The following is a 23,228-nucleotide window of genomic DNA, read 5'->3' as shown; positions in this document are numbered from 1 at the left end:
CGCGAAGTGATGGAGCAGACGATGAACGCCCCCGCTGAGAACGTAGTTGCGGCACTGCGCGCCGCGGTCAAGGAGACCGAGCGGCTGCGACGCCGCAACCGGACGATCGTGGCCGCGGCCCGGGAGCCGATCGCCGTGGTCGGCATGGGCTGCCGCTTCCCCGGCGGCGTCGACTCCCCGCAGGCCCTGTGGGAGATGGTCGCCGGTGGCACCGATGTGATCTCCGAGTTCCCGGACGACCGAGGCTGGGACCTGGAGGCGCTGCGCACCAGCGGCATCGACGACCGGGACACCTCCGTCAGCCAGCGGGGCGGATTCCTGGACTCCATCGCCGACTTCGACCCCGGCTTCTTCGGGATCTCGCCGCGCGAGGCCGTCACCATGGACCCGCAGCAGCGGCTGCTCCTGGAGACGGCCTGGGAGGCGATCGAGCGCGCCCGCATCGACGCCACCCGGCTGCGCGGCACCCGCACCGGCACGTTCATCGGCACCAACGGGCAGGACTACGCCTATCTGCTGGTGCGGTCCCTGGACGACGCCACCGGAGACGTCGGCACCGGCATCGCCGCCAGTGCCGTCTCCGGCCGGCTGTCGTACACCTTCGGCCTGGAGGGGCCGGCGATCACCGTCGACACCGCCTGCTCCTCCTCGCTGGTGGCACTGCACCTCGCCGTGCAGTCGCTGCGCAACGGCGAGTGCACCCTGGCGCTGGCCGGCGGCGTCAATGTGATGTCGACGCCGGGCTCCCTGGTCGAGTTCAGCCGGCAGGGCGGTCTCGCCGGCGACGGCCGCTGCAAGGCGTTCTCCGACTCCGCGGACGGCACCGGCTGGTCCGAGGGCGCGGCCGTGCTCGCCCTGGAGCGCCTCTCCGACGCCCAGCGCAACGGCCACCCCGTGCTCGCCGTCATCCGCGGCTCCGCCGTCAACCAGGACGGCGCCTCCAACGGCTTCACCGCCCCCAACGGCCCCTCCCAGCAGCGCGTCATCCGGCAGGCCCTCACCAACGCGGGCCTGAACCCCGCCGATGTCGACGTGGTCGAGGCGCACGGCACCGGCACCCCGCTCGGCGACCCCATCGAGGCCCAGAGCATCCTCGCCACCTACGGCCAGGACCGCGAACAGCCCCTGCTGCTCGGCTCGATCAAGTCGAACATGGGCCACACCCAGGCCGCCTCCGGTGTCGCCGGGATCATGAAGATGATCATGGCGATGCGCAACGAGGTGCTGCCGAAGACCCTGCACGTCGACCGGCCCTCCACCCATGTCGACTGGACGGCGGGCAAGGTCGAGCTGCTCACCGAGAACCGCCCCTGGCCCACCGCGCCCGACCGCCCCCGCCGCTCCGGCGTCTCCTCCTTCGGCGTCAGCGGCACCAACGCCCATGTCATCGTCGAGCAGGCGCCCGAGGCCCCCGCCCATCAGTCGGAAGAGGCGCCGGCCGACCCGTCGGACGAGGCGCCGGCCGCGCCCCGCACCGCCGGTGTGCTGCCCTGGGTGCTCTCGGCGCGCTCCGCCGCCGCCCTGCGCGAGCAGGCCGCCGCCCTCCTCGCCCATCTGGACGCCCCCGGCGCCCCCGGCGCACTGGACACCGCGTACTCGCTGGCCACCACCCGCGCGTCCCTGGAGCACAGGCTCGCCGTCGTCACCGGCGCGGACGGCACCACCGGCCGTGAGGCGCTCACCTCCTGGCTGGCGGGGGACCCCGCCCCGGACGCCCATGAGGGCCGGCCCGTCGGCCGCACCCGCAGTGCCTTCCTGTTCTCCGGTCAGGGCGCTCAGCGCATCGGCATGGGTCGTGAACTGCACGCCCGTTTCCCGGTGTTCGCCGAAGCCCTGGATCAGGTCCTGGATCTGCTCGACGAGGAACTCGACGCGAGCCTCGGCGACATCATCTGGGGTGACGAGGAAGCCCCGCTGAACGAGACGGGCTTCACCCAGCCCGCCCTCTTCGCCATAGAGGTGGCCCTCTACCGTCTGGTGGAGTCCTGGGGCGTGACGCCGGACTTCGTCGCCGGTCACTCGGTCGGTGAGATCGCGGCGGCGCATGTGGCGGGGGTGTTCTCGCTGGAGGACGCCTGTCGTCTGGTGGCCGCGCGTGCGGGGCTGATGCAGGCGTTGCCGAGTGGTGGTGCGATGGTCGCGGTGGAGGCGGCCGAGGACGAGGTGCTGCCGCTGCTGACCGAGGGCGTGGCCGTGGCCGCGGTCAACGGCCCGACCTCTGTGGTCGTTTCGGGTGAGGAGCAGGCCACCCTCGCGGTCGCCGAGCAGTTGGCGGCGAAGGGGCGTCGTACCAGTCGTCTGCGGGTGAGTCATGCCTTCCACTCGCCCTTGATGGACCCGATGCTGGAGGACTTCCGGGCGGTCGCCGAGACGCTCTCCTACGACGAGCCACAGATTCCGGTCGTCTCCAATCTGACCGGCACCCTTGCCGCCGACGGGCAGTTGACCAGCCCGGAGTACTGGGTGCGTCACGTCCGCGAGGCCGTCCGGTTCGCCGACGGCGTCCGCGCGCTCGCCGAGGCCGGCGCCGACGTCCTGCTCGAACTCGGCCCCGACGGTGTGCTCGCCGCCCTGGCCCAGCAGTCCGCCACCGCTCTCACCGTCCCGTTCCTGCGCAAGGACCGCCCCGAGGAGCACAGCGCCGTCACCGCGCTGGCCCGGCTGCACACGGCGGGTGTCACGGTCGACTGGGCCGCGTTCCACGACGGCACCGGCGCCCGCACCGCCGAACTGCCCACCTACGCCTTCCAGCACGAGCGTTACTGGCCCAAAGCGACCGCGACCGCCGTCGACGCCACCGGTCTCGGCCTCGCCTCCGCCGACCACCCGCTGCTGGGCGCCGCGATGTCGGTGGCCGGCTCGGACGAACTCCTGCTCACCGGCACCCTGTCGCTCGCCACCCACCCCTGGCTCGCCGACCACAGTGTCGGCGGCATGGTCGTGTTCCCCGGCACCGGTTTCCTGGAGCTGGCGGTGCGCGCCGCCGACCAGGCGGGCTGCGACCGGGTCCAGGAACTGACCATCGCCACCCCGCTCGTGCTGCCCGCCACGGGCGCCGTGCAGATGCAGATCTCCGTCGGCGCCGCCGACCAGGACGGCTCCCGTGAGCTGCGTTTCTTCACCCGGCCCGGTGAGGACTTCGACGCCGAGTGGACCCAGCACGCCACCGGCCGCATCGCCTCCGGCGAGCACGTCCTCGGCTTCGACACCACGGTGTGGCCGCCGCGCGACGCCGAGGCCGTCGACATCGAGGAGCTGTTCGACCGCTTTGCCGCGGACGGTCTTGAGTACGGCCCGGTCTTCCGAGGACTGAGTGCCGCCTGGCGTCAGGACGACACGGTCTACGCCGAGGTCGAACTGCCCGACTCCGTCGAGGACGCCGGTGCCTTCGGTCTGCACCCGGCGCTGCTGCACGCCGCACTGCACGGCACCGCCTTCCTCTCCGACGACAGCGGACTGCTGCCGTTCGCCTGGGAGGGCGTGTCCCTGCACGCGGACGGGGCGAGCATCCTGCGGGTGCGGATCGCCTCCCACGGCGAGGACACGGTGGAGATCGCGGCGGTCGACCCCGCAGGTCAGCCGGTCCTCTCCGTGGAGTCGCTGACACTGCGTGCCGCGGACTCGGGAGCCGGCACGGCGTCACGCCGTGAGGAGACCAACTCGCTGTTCCGCGTCGACTGGACGCCTCGTACGGTGGGGGCGCCGGCTGCGCCCGCCACCTGGGCCGTACTGGGCGAGGACCCGTTCGGCCTGACCGCCGCACTGGCCGGTGACTCCGAGGCGGTGGCGGAAGTGCATGCTCCGGCCGCGACGCTCGCGGAGCTGGCCGCCCGGTCCGGGGCCGTGCCCGACATGGTCGCCGTGACGGTGCGCGGTGACGCAGACGGGGGACCCGAAGCCGCTCGCGAGCTGACGCGTGAGGCGCTGGCCCTGGTGCAGGGGTGGCTGGCCGAGCCGGCCTTCGCCTCCTCTCGGCTTGTGATGGTCACCCGGAACGCGGTTGCCGACGGTGAGCGTGGTCCGGTCGATCTGACCGCCGCTCCTGTGTGGGGTCTGGTGCGTTCCGCCCAGTCCGAGAACCCGGGCCGGCTGCTGCTCGCGGATGTCGATGACACCGCCGACTCGCTCGCCCGACTGCCGCTGCTTGCGGGGCTGTTCGACGCGGAGGAGCCGCAGGCTGTCGTCCGTGAGGGCACGGTCCGGGTCGGCCGGCTCGCCCGGCTGGAGTCCGGTGACTCTTCCGCCCGCGCCCTGGACCCCGAGGGGACCGTCCTGGTCACCGGTGGTACCGGCGGCCTCGCCTCCGCGCTGGCCCGCCACTTGGTCGCCGAGCACGGCATCAAGCACCTGCTGCTGACCAGCCGTCGTGGGCCCGACGCCCCGGGTGCCGCCGACCTCGTCCAGGCGCTGGCCGAACTGGGTGCCGAGGCCAGGGTCGCCGCGTGTGATGTCGCCGACCGTGAGGCTCTGGCCGGGCTGCTCGCCTCCGTTCCGGCGGAGCACCCGCTGACCGCGGTGGTGCACACGGCGGGTGTTCTGGACGACGGCATCCTCGCCTCGCTCACCCCGGAGCGCCTCGACACGGTCATGCGGCCGAAGGTCGATGCCGCCTGGCATCTGCACGACCTCACCCGCGATCTCGACCTGGCCGCCTTCGTCCTGTACTCCTCGACGGCCGGTGTCATGGGCAGCCCCGGTCAGGCCAACTACGCGGCGGGCAACACCTTCCTGGACGGCCTGGCCGCGCATCGTCAGTCCCTCGGCCTGGCCGCCACCTCGCTCGCCTGGGGAGCCTGGGAACAAGGCGTCGGTATGACCGGCAAGTTGAGCGGTCAGGACGCACGCCGCATCAGTGACGCCGGTGGGATGCCGCTGCTGTCCGTCGAGCGGGGCCTGGCCCTGTACGACGCCGCCATGCTCGCCGACGAGCCGCTGGTGGTGCCGCTCGGTCTGGGCGGCGGTGGCCCGTTGCCCGCCGCTGACGGCGTCCCCGCGATCCTGCGCGGACTGGTCCGCACCGGTGGACGCCGCGCCCGGGCGGCCACCGCCGCGGTCGCCCGCGCCGGACTGGCCGAGCGGCTGGCCGTCCTGCCCGAGGAGCAGCGTCGGCCGTTCGTCGTGGACCTGGTGCGTGCGGAGGCCGCCGCGGTCCTCGGGCACGGTTCCGCAGACGCCGTCGACTCCCGCCGCGAGTTCCGCGGTCTCGGCTTCGACTCGCTCACCGCGATCGAGCTGCGCAACCGGCTCGGCAAGGCGACCGGTCTCACCCTGCCCGCCACGCTCGTCTTCGACTACCCGACGCCCGAGCAGCTCGCCGACCATCTCCTGGACGAACTCCTTGGCGCCGATGCCATCGAGGTCTTCGCTGCCCCGCAGAGCGCTGCCGATCTGCACGACGATCCCGTGGTCATCGTAGGGATGGGCTGCCGCTTCCCGGGCGGCGTCGGATCGCCCGAGGACCTGTGGGACCTCCTGGCGTCCGGTTCCGACGCCATCACCGGCTTCCCCGCCGACCGCGAGTGGGAGTCGTCGAGGCTCGTCGCCGGTGAGGCCGGCGGCGTGTCCGCGCAGGGCGGGTTCCTGAGCGACATCGCCGGCTTCGACGCGGACTTCTTCGGGATCTCGCCGCGCGAGGCCCTTGCCATGGACCCGCAGCAGCGCATCCTGCTCGAAGTCACCTGGGAGGCCATCGAGCGCGCCGGGGTCGACCCGACCGCCCTGCGCGGCAGCCGCACCGGTGTCTTCATGGGTGTCAACGGCCAGGACTACTCCAGCCTGGTCATGGGGTCCCGTGACGACGTCGCGGGCCACGCCACCGCCGGTCTGGCCGTCAGCGTGGTCTCCGGCCGCCTCTCCTACGCACTCGGGCTGGAGGGCCCCGCCCTGTCCGTCGACACGGCCTGTTCCTCCTCGCTGGTCTCGCTACATCTCGCCGCGCAGGCGCTGCGGTCGGGGGAGTGCACCATGGCTCTGGTGGGTGGTGTCACCGTGATGACCACCCCCGCCAACTTCGCCGGGTTCTCCCGGATGGGTGGTCTCGCCCAGGACGGCCGCTGCAAGGCGTTCTCCGACTCCGCGGACGGCACCGGCTGGTCCGAGGGCGCGGCCGTGCTCGTGGTGGAGCGCCTCTCGGACGCCCGTCGGGCCGGCCACCGGGTGCTCGCCGTGGTGCGGGGTTCCGCTGTCAACCAGGACGGTGCCTCCAACGGTCTGACCGCCCCCAACGGCCCCTCCCAGCAGCGGGTCATCCGGCAGGCGCTGGTCAACGCGGGCCTGAACACGAGTGATGTCGACGCCGTCGAGGCGCATGGCACCGGAACTCCGCTCGGTGACCCGATCGAGGCCCAGGCCCTGCTGGCCACCTATGGCTCCGACCGTGACCCGCAGCAGCCGCTGCTGCTCGGCTCGGTGAAGTCCAACATCGGCCACACCCAGGCCGCCGCCGGTGTCGCCGGACTCGTCAAGATGGTCATGGCGATGCGCAACGGCGTGCTGCCGCGCACCCTGCACATCACCGAGCCGTCCACCCATGTCGACTGGTCCCTGGGCGCCGTAGAGGTGCTCACCGAGGAGACCGCCTGGCCTGAGACGGGCCGGGTCCGCAGGGCCGGTGTGTCCTCGTTCGGTATCAGCGGCACCAACGCCCATGTGATCCTCGAGGGCGCCCCCGACGAGCCGGTGCCCGCGCCTGTCGCCGACCGGCCCGTGCCCGGCGCCGTCGCCTGGCCCGTCTCGGCGAAGTCCGAGGGCGCGCTCGACGACCAGGTGGAGCGGCTGCGGGAGTCGGCCGGCGCGCTGCCCGCCCTCGACACCGCCTACACCCTGGCCACCGGCCGTTCCCGGTTCGAGCACCGGGCGGTCCTGCTCGCCGCCGACGGCACCCTCACCGAGGTCGCCCGGGGCGTCGCCGAACCGCACCGCAGTGCCTTCCTGTTCTCCGGTCAGGGCGCTCAGCGCCTCGGCATGGGCCGTGAACTGCACGCCCGCTTCCCGGTGTTCGCCGAGGCCTTCGACTCCGTCACCGCCCTGCTGGAGAGCGAGCTCGACGCATCCGTCCGTGAGGTGATGTGGGGCTCCGACGAAGGCGCCCTGAACGCCACCGCGTTCACCCAGCCCGCCCTGTTCGCGGTCGAGGTAGCCCTCTACCGTCTGGTGGAGTCCTGGGGCGTGACGCCGGACTTCGTCGCCGGTCACTCGGTCGGTGAGATCGCGGCGGCGCATGTGGCGGGGGTGTTCTCGCTGGAGGACGCCTGCCGGCTGGTGGCCGCGCGTGCCGGGCTGATGCAGGCGCTGCCGAGCGGCGGTGCGATGGTCGCGGTGGAGGCGACCGAGGACGAGGTGCTGCCGCTGCTGACCGAGGGCGTGGCCGTGGCCGCGGTCAACGGCCCGACCTCTGTGGTCGTTTCGGGTGAGGTGCAGGCCACCCTCGCGGTCGCCGAGCAGCTTGCCGCGCAGGGGCGTCGTACCAGTCGTCTGCGGGTGAGCCATGCCTTCCACTCGCCCTTGATGGACCCGATGCTGGAGGACTTCCGGGCGGTCGCGGAGACGCTCTCGTACCAGGAGCCGCGGATCCCGGTCGTGTCCAACCTGACCGGTGAGGTCGCCTCCGCGGGCACCCACACCCACCCCGACTACTGGGTGCGCCACGTCCGTGAGGCGGTGCGCTTCGCCGACGGTGTCCGTGCGCTCGCCGACCGGGGCGTGACCGCCTTCTTGGAAATCGGCCCCGACGGAGTGCTCTCCGCGCTCGCCGCCGCCTCCCTGCCCGACACCGGCACCGTCGTCGTGCCGGCGCTGCGCAAGGACCGCGACGAGACCGTGTCCGTCCTCAGCGGTGTCGCCCGGCTGTACGTCGCCGGTGTCGACGTCGATTGGTCGGCCCCGCTGTCCGGCACCGGCGCCCGCATCGCCGACGCGCCCACCTACGCCTTCCAGCACGAGCGTTACTGGCCCAAGGCGGCCCCCGCCGCCCTGGACGCCACCGGTCTCGGTCTGGCCTCGGCCGACCATCCGCTGCTCGGTGCCGCCATGTCGGTGGCGGGCTCCGACGAACTGCTGCTGACCGGCTCCCTGTCGGCCGCCACCCATCCCTGGCTGGCCGACCATGTGGTCAGCGGCATGATCTTCTTCCCCGGTACCGGTTTCCTGGAGCTGGCGGTTCGCGCCGCCGATCAGGCCGGCTGCGACCGGGTCGAGGAACTGATGATCGCCGCGCCGCTGGTGCTGCCCGCCACGGGCGCGGTCCAGGTGCAGATCTCCGTGGGCGCCGCCGACGAGGAGGGCTCTCGCGAGCTGCGTTTCTTCACCCGGCCCGGTGAGGACTTCGACGCCGAGTGGACCCAGCACGCAACCGGCCGTATCGGCTCGGGTGAGCAGGTCATCGATTTCGACGCCACCGTGTGGCCGCCGCGCGACGCCGAGGCGATCGACATCGACGGCATGTTCGACCGCTATGCCGCGGACGGTCTGGAATACGGCCCGGTCTTCCGTGGACTGAGGGCCGTCTGGCGGCAGGACGACACGGTCTACGCCGAGGTCGCGCTGCCCGAGTCGGTCGAGGACGCCGACGCCTTCGGTCTGCACCCGGCGCTCTTCGACGCCGCCCTGCACAGCACCGTCTTCCTGTCCGCCGAGGGCGACAACCGCAGCCTGCTGCCGTTCGCCTGGGAGGGCGTGTCCCTGCACGCGGACGGGGCGAGCACCCTGCGGGTGCGGATCGCCTCCTGCGGCGAGGACGCGGTCCAGATCGCGGCGGTCGACCCGGGCGGTCAGCCCGTTGTCTCGGTGGAGTCGCTGACGCTGCGTGCCGCGGGCCCGGGAGACGCTGCCGAGCCGCGCCGTGACGACTCCAACTCCCTGCTCCGCGTGGACTGGACGGCCCGTACGCTCGGGGCCCCCGCCGCCCCTGCCACCTGGGCGGTGCTGGGTGAGGACCCGTTCGGCCTGACCGCCGCGCTCGGCGCGGACTCCGAGGCGGTGGCGGGGGTGCATGCTCCGGCCGCGACGCTCGAGGAGTTGGCCGCACGGACCGGGGCCGTGCCCGACATGGTCGCCGTGACGGTGCGGGGCGACGCAGATGCGGGACCCGAAGCCGCTCATGAGCTGGCCCACGAGGTGCTCGCCCTGGTGCAGGGGTGGCTGGCCGAGTCCGCCTTCGCTTCGTCCAGGCTTGTGGTGGTCACCCGGAATGCGGTTGCCGACGGTGAGCGTGGTGCGGTCGATCTGGCCGCCGCTCCTGTGTGGGGTCTGGTGCGTTCCGCCCAGTCCGAGAACCCGGGCCGTCTGCTGCTGGCGGATGTCGATGACACGGCCGACTCGCTCGCCCGACTGCCGCTGCTTGCGGGGCTGTTCGACGCGGAGGAGCCGCAGGCCGTCGTCCGTGAGGGCGCGGTCCGGGTCGGCCGGCTCGCCCGGCTGGAGTCCGGCACCTCCCTCGTTCCGCCGGCCGGGACGCCGTGGCGGTTGGGCTGCCGCGCCAAGGGCAGCCTCGACGGTCTCGCCCTGCTGCCGTACCCGGAGGCGGTGGAACCGCTCACCGGCCGCGAGGTGCGCATCGGTATCCGTGCCGCGGGCCTCAACTTCCGCGATGTCCTCAACGCTCTCGGCATGTATCCCGGTGAGGCGGGCCTGTTCGGCTCCGAGGGCGCGGGCGTTGTCACCGAGGTCGGCCCGGATGTCACCGGGCTCGCCCCCGGCGACCGCGTCATGGGCATGGTGTTCGGCGGTTTCGGCCCGCTGGGTGTCGCCGACGAGCGTCTGCTGACCCGGGTCCCCGACGACTGGTCCTGGGAGACCGCGTCGTCCGTGCCGCTGGTGTTCCTCACCGCTTACCACGCGCTGAAGGACCTCGCCGGGCTGCGGCCGGGGGAGAAGGTGCTGATCCATGCCGGCGCCGGTGGTGTCGGTATGGCGGCCATCCAGATCGCCCGTCACCTCGGTGCGGAGGTCTTCGCGACGGCCAGCGAGGGCAAGTGGGACGTACTGCGCTCCCTCGGGGTCGCCGACGACCACATCGCCTCCTCCCGCACCCTCGAATTCGAGACGGCGTTCGCCGCGGTCGCGGGGGACAAGGGCCTCGATGTCGTCCTGAACGCGCTGGCCGGGGAGTTCGTCGACGCGTCGATGCGGCTGCTCGGCACGGGCGGCCGGTTCCTGGAGATGGGCAAGACCGACATCCGGGACGCCGACGCCGCCTCGGACGGCATCACCTACCGGTTCTTCGACCTGGGCATGGTCGACTCCGACCACATCCAGCAGATGCTGCTCGACCTGGTCGACCTCTTCGAGCGGGACGTACTGTCGCCGCTGCCGGTCCGCGCCTGGGACGTCCGCCGCTCCCGTGAGGCGTTCCGCTTCATGAGCATGGCCAAGCACATCGGCAAGATCGTGCTGACCATGCCCCGGGCCATGGACCCCAAGGGCACCGTCCTGGTCACCGGCGGCACCGGCGGCCTCGCTTCCGCGCTGGCTCGTCATCTGGTCGCCGAGCACGGCATCAGGCACCTGCTGCTGACCAGCCGCCGCGGTCCCGACGCCCCGGGTGCCGCCGACCTCGTCCAGGCGCTGACCGATCTCGGTGCCGAGGCCAGGGTCGCCGCGTGTGATGTCGCCGACCGTGAGGCTCTGGCCGGGCTGCTCGCCTCCGTTCCGGCGGAGCACCCGCTGACCGCGGTGGTGCACACGGCGGGCGTCCTCGACGACGGCATCCTCGCCTCCCTCACCCCCGAGCGCCTCGACACGGTCATGCGGCCGAAGGTCGATGCCGCCTGGCATCTGCACGACCTCACCCGCGACCTCGACCTGGCCGCCTTCGTCCTCTACTCCTCGACCTCCGGCGTCTTCGGCAGCCCGGGCCAGGCCAACTACGCGGCGGGCAACACCTTCCTGGACGCCCTCGCCGCGCACCGTCAGTCCCTCGGCCTGCCCGCCACCTCCCTCGCCTGGAACGCCTGGGAGCAGGGCAGCGGCATGACGAGCGGACTGAGCGACGAGGAGATGCGCCGTATCAACGACAACAGCGGTATGCCGCTGCTGTCCGTCGAGCGGGGCCTGGCCCTGTACGACGCGGCCACCCTCGCCGACGAACCGCTGGTGGTGCCGCTGGGTCTCGGCGGTGGCGGCTCGCTGCCGCCCGGCATGAGCGTCCCCGCGATCCTGCGCGGACTGGTCCGCACCGGCGGACGCCGGGCCAAGGCCGGCGCCGCCGCGGTCGCCCGCGCCGGACTCGCCGAGCGGCTGGCCGTCCTGCCGGAGGAGCAGCGCCTGCCGTTCGTGGTCGACCTGGTACGGGCCGAGGCCGCCACGGTGCTCGGGCACGGTTCCGCCGACGCCGTGGACGCCCGTCGTGAGTTCCGTGGTCTGGGCTTCGACTCGCTCACCGCGATCGAGCTGCGCAACCGGCTCGGCAAGGCCTCAGGACTCACCCTGACCGCCACCCTGGTCTTCGACTACCCGACGCCCCAGCAGCTCGCCGAGCACCTCTTGGACGAACTGCTCGGCGCCGACGCCGCGGAGGCCTTCGCCGCCCCGCAGACGGCTGCCGCCGCGTCCGACGACGACCCTGTGGTCATCTTCGGGATGGGCTGCCGCTTCCCGGGCGGCGTGGGATCGCCCGAGGAACTGTGGGACCTGGTGGTCTCCGGCACCGACGCCATCACCGGCTTCCCCGCCGACCGCGAGTGGGAGTCGTCGACGATCGGCGGCGAGCCGGGCGACCTGTCCGGGCAGGGCGGATTCCTCAGCGACATCGCCGACTTCGACGCCGACTTCTTCGGCATCGCACCGCGCGAGGCTCTGGCCATGGACCCGCAGCAGCGCATCCTGCTCGAAGTCACCTGGGAGGCCGTGGAGCGCGCCGGGCTGGACCCGACCGCCCTGCGCGGCAGCCGTACCGGTGTCTTCATGGGCGTCAGCGGCCAGGACTACTCCGGTCTGGTCATGCGCTCCCGCGACGACATCGCCAGCCACGCCACCACCGGCCTCGCCGTGAGCGTGGTCTCCGGCCGCCTCTCCTACACGCTCGGCCTGGAGGGCCCCGCCCTCTCGGTCGACACCGCCTGCTCCTCCTCCCTGGTCTCGCTGCACCTCGCCGCGCAGGCACTGCGATCGGGGGAGTGCACCATGGCACTCGCCGGTGGCGTCACCGTGATGACCACCCCGGCCAACTTCACCGGGTTCTCCAAGATGGGCGGTCTCGCCCACGACGGACGCTGCAAGGCGTTCTCCGACTCCGCCGACGGCACCGGCTGGTCCGAGGGCGCGGCGGTACTCGTCCTGGAACGCCTCTCCGACGCCCGCCGCGCCGGACACCGAGTGCTCGCAGTGGTGCGCGGCTCCGCCGTCAACCAGGACGGTGCCTCCAACGGACTGACCGCCCCCAACGGCCCCTCCCAGCAGCGGGTCATCCGCCAGGCGCTGGCCAACGCCGGTCTGCGGCCCGGCGATGTCGACGCCGTCGAGGCGCACGGCACCGGCACCCCGCTCGGTGACCCGATCGAGGCCCAGGCCCTGATCGCCACCTACGGCTCCGACCGCGACCCGCAGCAGCCGCTGCTGCTCGGCTCGGTGAAGTCCAACATCGGCCACACCCAGTCCGCGGCCGGCGCCGCCGGACTCGTCAAGATGGTCATGGCGATGCACCAAGGCACGCTCCCGCGCACCCTGCACGTCACCGAGCCGTCCACCCATGTCGACTGGTCCCTGGGCGCCGTCCGGCTGCTCACCGAGGAGACCTCCTGGCCGGAGACCGGCCGGGTCCGCAGGGCCGGTGTGTCCTCCTTCGGCATCAGCGGCACCAACGCCCATGTCATCCTCGAGGGCGCCCCCGAGCCCACCGCCGACGACCGCCCCGCCGAGGACATCGTGACGCCCGCCGTCACCCCGTGGGTCGTCTCGGCCCGCTCCGAGCAGGCGCTCGACGCCCAGCTGGAGCGGCTGCGCGCCCATGCCGCCACGCACCCGGAGCTGTCCGGCGCCGACATCGGTCTGTCCCTGGTGACGAGCCGGCCCTCCTTCGAACACCGGGCCGTCCTGCTGGCGGGCCCCGACGGCATCACCGAGGCCGCGCGCGCCGAGGCCGGCACCGCTCGCACACCGGCGTTCCTGTTCTCCGGGCAGGGCGCCCAGCGCCTCGGCATGGGCCGTGAACTGCACGCCCGCTTCCCGGTGTTCGCCGAGGCCTTCGACTCCGCCACCGCCCTGCTGGAGACCGAACTCGACACCTCCGTCCGTGAGGTGATGTGGGGCACCGACGAAGCCGCCCTGAACTCCACCGCGTTCACCCAGCCCGCGCTCTTCGCGGTCGAGGTTGCCCTCTACCGTCTGGTGGAGTCCTGGGGTGTCACCCCCGACTTCGTCGCCGGTCACTCGGTCGGTGAGATCGCGGCCGCACAGGTGGCCGGGGTGTTCTCGCTGGAGGACGCCTGCCGGCTGGTCGCCGCACGCGCCCGGCTCATGGCCGCGCTGCCCGAGGGCGGCGCCATGGCCGCCGTCGAGGCCACCGAGGACGAGGTGCTGCCGCTGCTCGACGACGGGGTCGCCGTCGCCGCCGTCAACGGCCCCACCTCCGTCGTCGTCTCCGGCCCCGAGGACGGCGTCGACCAGCTCGTCGCCCTCCTGGAGTCGGACGGCCGCCGCACCACCCGGCTGCGCGTCAGCCACGCGTTCCACTCGTCGCTGATGGACCCGATGCTGGAGGACTTCCGGGCGGTCGCGGAGACGCTCTCGTACCAGGAGCCGCGGATCCCGGTCGTGTCCAACCTGACCGGTGAGGTCGCCTCCGCGGGCACCCACACCCACCCCGACTACTGGGTGCGCCACGTCCGTGAGGCGGTGCGCTTCGCCGACGGTGTCCGTGCGCTCGCCGACCGGGGCGTGACCGCCTTCCTGGAGATCGGCCCCGACGGAGTGCTCTCCGCGCTCGCCGCCGCCTCCCTGCCCGACACCGGCACCGTCGTCGTGCCGGCGCTGCGCAAGGACCGCGACGAGACCGTGTCCGTCCTCACCGCCCTGGCCCGGCTGCACACCGCGGGCCTGGACACCGACTGGAGCGCCCACTTCGCCGGCACCGGCGCCCGCACCGTCGAACTGCCCACCTACGCCTTCCAGGGCACCCGCTTCTGGCCCGACACCACCGCCGCTCCCGGCGACGCGGGCGGACTGGGCCTGGACGCCGGAGGGCACCCGCTGCTCACCGCCGCCACATCGGTCGCCGGCTCGGACGAGACGCTGCTCAGCGGGCGCCTGTCCGCCGCCGCACAGCCCTGGCTCACCGGCCGCACGGAGAACGGCACCACCACCCTGCCCACCGCGGTCCTCGCCGAACTCGCGCTGCACGCCGCCGAGGCCTGCGACCGCACCACCGTCGAGAACCTCACCGTCGGCGCACCCCTGGCGCTCACCGGGAACCGCCCCCAGCGCCTCCAGGTACTGGTGGGCGTCCCCGACGAGACCGGCCGGCGCACCCTCACCGTGCACACCCGCGCCGACGGTGACGACGCCCCCTGGGTCGAGCGGGCCACCGCCACGCTCACCGACGCGCCCGCCGCCCCCGCCACGCCCGACACCGTATGGCCGCCCGCCGACGCCACCCCGGTCGACGAGCTGCCCGAACCCACCGGCCCGTCCGTGCTGCGCGCCGCCTGGCGGCGCGGCGGGGACGTCTTCGCCGAGGTCGAGATCACCGAACAGAGCCCGGCCGAGCAGGCGTTCGCCCTGCACCCGGCGCTCCTGGACACCGCGGTCCGCGCCGCCGTCCTCCTCGAAGGAGACGGGGGCGGATCCGGAGACGACACCCTCGACGCCGTCGCCTGGGACGGGCTCGTCCTGCACGCCGCGCACCCCGTCCTCCTGCGGGTACGGCTCACCGCCAACGGCGACGACACCTGGGCGCTGGAGGCGACCGACCCACAGGGCGGCCCGGTGCTCTCGGTGGCCTCGCTCACCCTGGGCGCCACCGTCGCCGCACCCGTCACCGGTGCCCCCGCCACGGACGACGCCGCGCTGCTCGCCCTGGACTGGGTCGCTCCCGCCCCGGCCCCGCGCTCCGGCGACAGCGGCCCCTGGACGGTGCTCGGCGACGCGCTGCCCGGCCTGGACACCGCGCTCGCCACGGTGGACAACGTCCTCGTCACCCACGCGGAATCGCTCGCCGAACTGCTGGACAGCGGGGCACCCCTGCCGTCGCTGATGCTGCTGCCGGTCGAGGGCGGCCCCACCGCCGGGGACGACCTGCCCGCCGCGGTCCGCGCCACCACCACGAGGGTGCTGGACCTGCTGCGCCGCTGGACCTCCGACCCCCGCACCGCGGACTCCCGCCTCGCGATCGTCACCCGTGGCGCCGTCGCGGCCGGCCGGGAGGACGTGACCGATCTGGCGGCGGCAGCCGTCTGGGGCCTGGTCCGCTCCGCCCAGTCCGAGAACCCGGGGGGCTTCCTGCTCCTCGACCTCGACCCGGCCGACGCGGCCGAGGCGACCGACACCGCCGTCCTGGCCTCGCTGCCCGCCCTGTTCGACGCGGGCGAGACCCAGGCCGCCGTCCGCGGCGGCGCACTCACCGTCGCCCGCCTCACCCGCACCGAGGCCACGCCCGCCCCGGCCGCCGACCAGGTCCGTGCCTGGGACCGCGACGGCACCGTACTGATCACCGGCGGCACCGGCGGCCTCGGCGCCGTACTCGCCCGCCACCTGGTCACCGGCCACGGCATCAAGCACCTGCTGCTGGCCGGCCGCCGCGGACCCGACGCACCCGGGGCCACCGCCCTGAGCAAGGAACTCTCCGCGCTCGGCGCCGAGGTCACCGTACGGGCCTGCGACGTCTCCGACCGGTCCGCCGTCGACGCGCTGCTCGCCGGGCTGCCGACCGAGCACCAGCTGACCGCGGTCGTGCACACGGCGGGCGTCCTCGACGACGCCACGATCGGCACCCTCACCGCCGAGCAACTCGACACCGTGCTGCGGCCCAAGGTGGACGCCGCCTGGCATCTGCACGAGGCGACCCGGGACCTGCCGCTCGCCGGATTCGTCCTGTACTCCTCCGTGGCCGGCGTCACCGGCGGCCCCGGACAGGGCAACTACGCCGCCGCCAACACGTTCCTCGACGCGCTCGCCGCGCACCGTGCGGCCCAGGGCCTGCCCGCCCTGTCGCTCGCCTGGGGACCGTGGGGCCAGGGCGCCGGCATGACCGGCACGCTCAGCGACGCCGACCTCGAGCGCATGGAACGCTCCGGGATGCCGCCGCTCACCGAACGACAGGGCCTCGCCCTGTTCGACGCGGCGAACGGCCATGACGAGGCGCTGGCCGTGGCGATCCGGGTCTCCCGGTCCGCCGCGGCCCCCGACGCCGGCGAGGTACCCGCGGTGCTGCGTTCCCTGGTCCGCGCCCGGCGCCGCGCCGCGGCCACGGCCGGCGCCGACGGGCTCGCCCGCCGACTGGCCGGCCTCGGCGCCGAGCAGCGGCACGAAACCCTCGTCGGCCTGGTCCGCCAGGAGACGGCCGGGGTGCTCGGTCACTCCGGGGCCGACGCGGTGCCCGCCGACCGGGACTTCAGCCGGCTGGGCTTCGACTCGCTGATGGCGGTCGAACTGCGCACCCGGCTCTCCGCGGCCACCGGTGTGCGGCTGCCGTCCACGCTGGTCTTCGACCACCCGACGCCCGCCGCGGTCGCCCGGCACCTGGCCGACTCCCTGACGGGCGGGGACCGGAGCGGCACGGCCGCGTCCCCGCTGGCGGCGCTCGACCGGCTGGAGGCGGAACTGTCCGCCGACGGCGTGGACGAGGCCGTACGCCGCGGGGTCGAGGGCCGGCTGCGGCGGCTGCTGGCCGCCTGGGACGGCACCGGCCCGGACGGGAACGGACCGGCCGTCGAGGAGCGGATCGAGGCGGCGAGCGCCGAGGAGATCTTCGCCTTCATCGACAACGAACTCGGCCGGTCGTCGGATTCCTGACCCGGGCCCACCCCAACTACGTGCGAAACATCTGAGGAAGGTTCAACGGACGATGCCGGACGAAAGTAAGCTCGTCGATTACCTGAAGTGGGTCACGGCGGATCTCCACCAGACCCGCAGGCGCCTCCAGGAAGCCGAGGCGGGCCGCCACGAGCCCGTGGCGATCGTCGGCATGGCGTGCCGCTTCCCCGGCGGTGTGCGTTCCCCGGAGGACCTCTGGGAGATGCTCGCCGACGGCCGCGACGCCATCTCGGGGTTCCCGGCCGACCGCGGCTGGGACCTTCAGACGCTGGCCGGTGACGGAGAGGGCGGCAGCAGCACGCAGGAGGGAGGTTTCCTGCACGATGTGGCCGACTTCGACCCGGGGTTCTTCGACATCTCGCCCCGCGAGGCGCTGGCCATGGACCCGCAGCAGCGGCTGCTCCTGGAGACCGCCTGGGAGGCCGTGGAGCGTGCCGGGATCGCCCCCGGCAGCCTGCGCGGCAGCCGCACCGGCGTGTTCGTCGGCACCAACTCGCAGGACTACGCCCACCTCGTCCTCGCCTCCGAGGACGACATGGGCGGCTACGCGGGCAACGGCCTGGCCGCCAGCGTGATGTCCGGCAGGCTGTCCTTCGCGCTCGGCTTCGAAGGACCCGCCGTCACCCTCGACACCGCGTGCTCCTCGGCCCTGGTCGCCCTGCACCTGGCCGCCCAGTCGGTGCGCTCCGGCGAGGCCGACCTCGCGCTGGCCGGCGGTGTCACCGTCATGACCACCTCGTCCAGCTTCGTGGGCTTCAGCCTCCAGGGCGGCCTCGCCACGGACGGCCGCTGCAAGGCGTTCGCCGACTCCGCCGACGGCACCGGCTGGTCCGAGGGCGTCGGCATGATCCTCGTCGAGCGGCTCTCCGAGGCCCGGCGCAAGGGCCACCCGGTGCTCGCCGTGCTGCGCGGCTCCGCCGTGAACCAGGACGGCGCCTCCAACGGCCTCAGCGCCCCCAACGGGCCCGCCCAGCAGCGCGTCATCCGCGACGCGCTGGCCTCCGCCGGGCTCTCGCCCGTCGACGTCGACGCCGTCGAGGCGCACGGCACCGGCACCACCCTCGGCGACCCCATCGAGGCACAGGCCCTGCTCGCCACCTACGGCCAGGACCGCGACGCGAGCCGTCCACTGCGCCTCGGCACGGTCAAGTCCAACATCGGCCACACCCAGGCCGCCGCCGGCGCCGCGGGCGTCATCAAGATGGTCCTGGCCCTGCGCCACGGGCTGCTGCCCCGCACCCTGCACATCGACGCGCCGTCCACGCACGTCGACTGGGACGCAGGACACGTCAGCCTGCTCACCGAGGCCACCCCCTGGCCCGAGGGCGAGCAGACGCGCCGGGCCGGTGTGTCGTCCTTCGGCATCAGCGGCACCAACGCCCATGTCATCCTCGAAGAGGCCCCCGCGGCCGAGGAGGACACCGACGCCGAGCAGCGGCCCGAGCCGGTCGTCCCGGGCGCCGTGCCGTGGCCCGTGTCGGCCCGTACCGCCGACGCCCTCGACGCCCAGCTGGAGAAGGTCCGGCCGCTCGCCGCGTCCGGCGCCGACCCCGTCGCCGTCGGCCACGCCCTGGCCGTCACCCGCACCCCCTTCGAACACCGGGCGCTGCTGGTCGCCGCGGACGGCAAGCTCACCGAGGCCGCACGCGGCACCGTCCCCTCCGGCGACCGCCCCGGACTGGCCGTGCTGTTCTCCGGACAGGGCGCCCAGCGCCTCGGCATGGGCCGTGAACTCCACGCCCGTTTCCCGGTGTTCGCCGCCGCCCTGGACGAGACCCTCGCCCTCCTCGACGAGCGCCTCGGCCACTCGCTGCGCGACGTCATCTGGGGCGAGGACCCCGCGGCCCTCGACGACACCGGCCACACCCAGCCCGCGCTGTTCGCCGTGGAGGTCGCCCTCTACCGCCTGTTCGCCTCCTGGGGCCTGCGCCCCGACCACCTCGCCGGACACTCCGTCGGAGAGATCGCCGCCGTGCATGTGGCCGGCGCACTGTGCCTGGAGGACGCCTGTACGCTGGTCGCCGCCCGCGCCGGCCTGATGCGGGACCTGCCGGCCGGCGGCGCCATGGTCGCGCTGCGCGCCACCGAGGCCGAGGTGCGGCCGCTGCTCGACGAGCAGGTCTCGCTCGCCGCGGTCAACGGCCCCGATTCCGTGGTGGTCTCCGGCGCCGAGGACGCCGTCCTCGCCGTCGCCGAGCACTTCCGGAAGCAGGACCGGCGCACCACGCGGCTCTCCGTGAGCCACGCCTTCCACTCGCCGCTCGTCGACCCGATGCTCGACGCCTTCCGGGACGTCGTCGCGAAGCTCACCTTCGGCGAGCCGTCGGTGCCCGTCGTCTCCACCCTCACCGGAGACATCGTCGCCGCCGAGGAACTCGCCACGCCGCACTACTGGGTGTGCCACGCCCGGCAGGCCGTCCGCTTCGCCGACGCCGTGCGCACCCTCGTCGACGAGGGCGCCCGGACCTTCCTGGAGGTCGGCCCGGGCGGCGTGCTGTCCGCGCTCGTCGGTGAGAACACCCAGGAGGCCGGGGTCTTTGCCGTGCCCGCGCTGCGCAAGGACCAGCCGGAGGAGGCCTCCGTGCTCGCCGCGCTCGGCACCCTGTGGACCCGGGGCACCGCGGCCGACTGGGACGCCGTGTTCGAGGGCACCCTGCCCGGCCGCCCGGAGCCCGTGGACCTGCCGACGTACGCCTTCCAGCGCGGCCGGTACTGGCCCACCGTGCGCGCCCGCTCCGGCGACCCCGCCGGACTGGGCCTCGGCGCCGCCGGGCACCCGCTGCTCGGCGCCACCGTCACCCTCGCCGAGGCCGACGAGTCCGTCCTCACCGGACGCCTCTCGCCGCTGACCCACCCCTGGCTCACCGAGCACCGCGTCGACGGCCGGATCACCGTCCCCGGCACGGCCCTCGTGGAGATCGCGGTCCGTGCGGGCGACGAGCACGGCACCCCCCGCCTGGACCGGCTCGACCTGCTCGCCCCGCTGACCCTCGGCGACCGCGACGCGGTGCTGCTCCAGGTGCGCGTCGGCCCCGAGGACGCCTCCGGCCGGCGGACGCTCTCCGTGCACGCCCGCCCGGCGACCGCGGACGACGCCCCCTGGACCACGTACGCCCGGGGTGTCCTCGCCCCCGACGAGGGCGCCGAGGACACCGCCGCGGACCTCGTGGAGTGGCCGCCCGCCGACGCCCGTCAGGTCCCGCTCACGGACCTGGAGTCCGAAGGACGCGCCCTCGGCCCGCTCTTCAGCGGCCTCACCGGGGTGTGGCGGCACGAGGGCGAGGTGTTCGCCGAGGCCGAACTGCCCGCAGGACCCGACAGCGGCTTCGGGCTGCACCCCGCGCTGCTGTCCACCGCCCTGCGCGCCGCCGCCGTCCTCGACGGCACCACGGCCGGTGAGCCGGCCGCCTTCGAGGGCCTCACCCTGCACGCCACCGGCGCCACCGCGCTGCGCGTACGGCTGAGCACCACCGGGCCCGACACCGTCGACCTCACCGCCGTCGACCCCGCGGGCAACCTCGTCCTGACCGCCGAGACCGTGCGCCTGGGCACCCCGGACGGCAGCGCCGACACCCCGGCCGCCACCGGCCGGGGCGACCTGTTCGGGCTGAAGTGGGCGCCCGTCAAGGCCTCGGAGCGCGCCACCGGCACCCGCTGGGCCGTCGTCGGCTCCGACGAACTCGACCTCGGCTACGCCATGCACCGCGCCGACGAGACCGTCACCGCCTACGCGGAGTCCCTCGGCGGCGCCATCGGCGACAGCGGGGTCGCGCCCGATGTGTTCCTGATCCCGCTCGCGGGGGAGAAGGACGCCGGAGCGGAGGGCGTGCACGCCCTCACCACCCGGGTCCTCGGCCACCTCCAGGAGTGGCTGTCCGAGCCCCGGCTCTCCGGCACCCGCCTGGTCTTCGTCACCCGCCGCGCCGTCGCCCTCGACGACGAGGACGTCCTGGACCCGGCCGGCGCGGCCGTCTGGGGCCTGGTGCGCTCCGCGCAGACCGAGAACCCCGGCAGCCTGCTGCTCGTCGACCTCGACGACACCTTCCTGTCCGCCGGAGTGCTGCCCGACGTGCTGACGCTCGACGAGCAGCAGCTCGCGGTCCGCAACTACGAGGTCCGTGCCGCCCGGCTCGCCCGGCTGCCGCGCCCGGCCGACGACGCCCCCGCCGCCGACTGGAACCCCGACGGCACCGTCCTGATCACCGGCGGCACCGGCGGCCTCGGCGCCGCGCTCGCCCGGCACCTGGTCACCAGCCGGGGCGCCCGGCACCTGCTGCTGGCGAGCCGCCGCGGCCCGCAGGCGCCCGGCACGGCCGAACTGGTCGCCGAGCTGACCGGCCTGGGAGCCCAGGTGACCGTCTCCGCCTGCGACGTCGGCGACCGCGACGCGGTCGACACGCTCGTCGCGTCGGTGCCCGCCGAGCACCCGCTGACCGCCGTCGTGCACACCGCGGGTGTCCTGGACGACGCCCTGACCGGCTCGCTCACCCCGGAACAACTGGCCGGTGTGCTGCGACCCAAGGCCGACGCGGCCCTGCACCTGCACGAGGCGACCCTCGGCCAGGACCTCGCCGCGTTCGTGCTGTACTCCTCGATCTCCGGCGTCATCGGCGGCCCCGGACAGGCCAACTACGCCGCCGCCAACGCCTCCCTGGACGCGCTCGCCCACCGGCGCAGGGCGGCCGGTCTGCCCGGTCTGTCCCTCGCCTGGGGCCCCTGGGGCCGCGGCAGCGGCATGACCAGCCAGGTCAGCGACACCGACCTGGGGCGGATGGACCGCGGCGGCACCCCGCCGCTGAGCCTCGAGGACGGCCTCGCCCTGTTCGACGCCGCCCTGGCCCGCACCGAGCCGATGGTCGTGCCCACCCGGATCAATGTCACCGGACTCCAGGTCCAGCAGACGCTGCCCGCGCTCTGGCGCGACCTGGTGCCGCGCCCCCGGCGCACCGCCGCCGCGGACCGCTCGCCCAAGACCGTGCTCGACGGGCTGCGTACGCTCGACACCGCCGGCCGGGAGAAGCTGCTCACCGAGCTGGTCGTCGGCTTCACCGCGGGCCTGCTCGGCCACGCCGACCCCGCCGCCGTCGACCCCGAGCGCGGCTTCCTGGAGCTGGGCTTCGACTCGCTGGTCTCGGTCAGCCTGCGCAACCAGCTCGGCGAACTCCTCGGGCTGCGCCTGCCGACCTCGGTGGTCTTCGACAGCAAGACGCCGGTGAAGCTGGCCCGCCACCTCAACGACGAACTGGGCGACCTGTCCGCTCCCGGCAAGACGTCCGGCACCGCCACCGCAGGCACCACGGTGCACCCCGACGACACCCTGGTCGGCCTGTTCCACAACGCGGTGCGCGGCGGCAAGCTCGTCGAGGCGATGCGGATGCTGAAGGCGGTCGCCAACACCCGGCCCACCTTCGAGACGCCCGCGGACCTGGAGGAACTGTCCGAGGCCGTCACCTTGGCCACGGGACCAGGCTCGCCGCGACTGATCTTCGTCAGCGCGCCCGGCGCCACCGGCGGTGTCCACCAGTACGCGCGCATCGCCGCCCACTTCCGCGGCAAGCGCCACGTCTCGGCACTGCCACTGATGGGCTTCGCCCCCGGCGAGCTGCTGCCCGCCAGCAGCGACGCGGCGGCCCGGATCGTCGCCGAGAGCGTCCTGATGGCCAGCGACGGCGAACCGTTCGTGATGGTCGGCCACTCCACCGGCGGCTCCCTCGCCTACCTCGCGGCCGGCGTCCTGGAGGACACCTGGGGCGTGAAGCCGGAGGCGGTCGTCCTGCTCGACACGGCGTCCATCCGGTACGACCCCTCGGAGGGCAACAACCTCGACCAGACCACCCGCTTCTACCTCGCCGACATCGACTCGCCGTCCGTGACGCTGGGCAGCGCCCGGATGTCCGCGATGGCGCACTGGTTCATGCTGATGACGGACATCGACGCGCCCGCCACGACCGTCCCCACCCTGCTCCTGCGCGCCACACAGGCCAACAACGGCTTCATGCTGGACACCTCCGCGGTGCCCGCCGACGAGGTGATCGACATCGAGGCCGACCACCTGTCCCTGGCCATGGAGCACTCGACCCTGACCGCCGAGGCCATGGAGAACTGGTTCGCCGAGCTTCCGGCCGACGAGGCCTGAGGAGCCGGATCCGGCCGGTGCACGCCACCCCGGCCGGATCCTCCCTGTCCCCCCACCGCATCCGGGGACCCGTCCACTCGTACGGCGCACCCCGGATGCGACAGCGGTCCCACAGCCGGTGACCCGC

Annotated in this window: 2 protein-coding genes; both read left to right on the top strand. The window is 73.9% G+C overall.

The genetic code is table 11. The features are described from left to right. Positions 1-21 precede the first annotated feature (21 nt). Positions 22-16,944, top strand: coding sequence for an SDR family NAD(P)-dependent oxidoreductase (locus ACTYVM_RS29330; protein ID WP_445528855.1), 16,923 nt, complete (start codon positions 22-24; stop codon positions 16,942-16,944). A 52-nt stretch (positions 16,945-16,996) separates the two neighbouring features. Next, positions 16,997-23,101 (top strand): type I polyketide synthase, encoded by a 6,105-nt coding sequence (locus tag ACTYVM_RS29325; protein ID WP_445528854.1) that lies wholly within the window; start codon positions 16,997-16,999, stop codon positions 23,099-23,101. Positions 23,102-23,228 lie beyond the last annotated feature (127 nt).

The sequence above is a fragment of the Streptomyces cyslabdanicus genome (assembly GCF_052663305.1).
The sequence above is the reverse complement of the archived record's forward strand: the minus strand, read 5'-3'. Positions and strand labels throughout refer to the sequence as shown.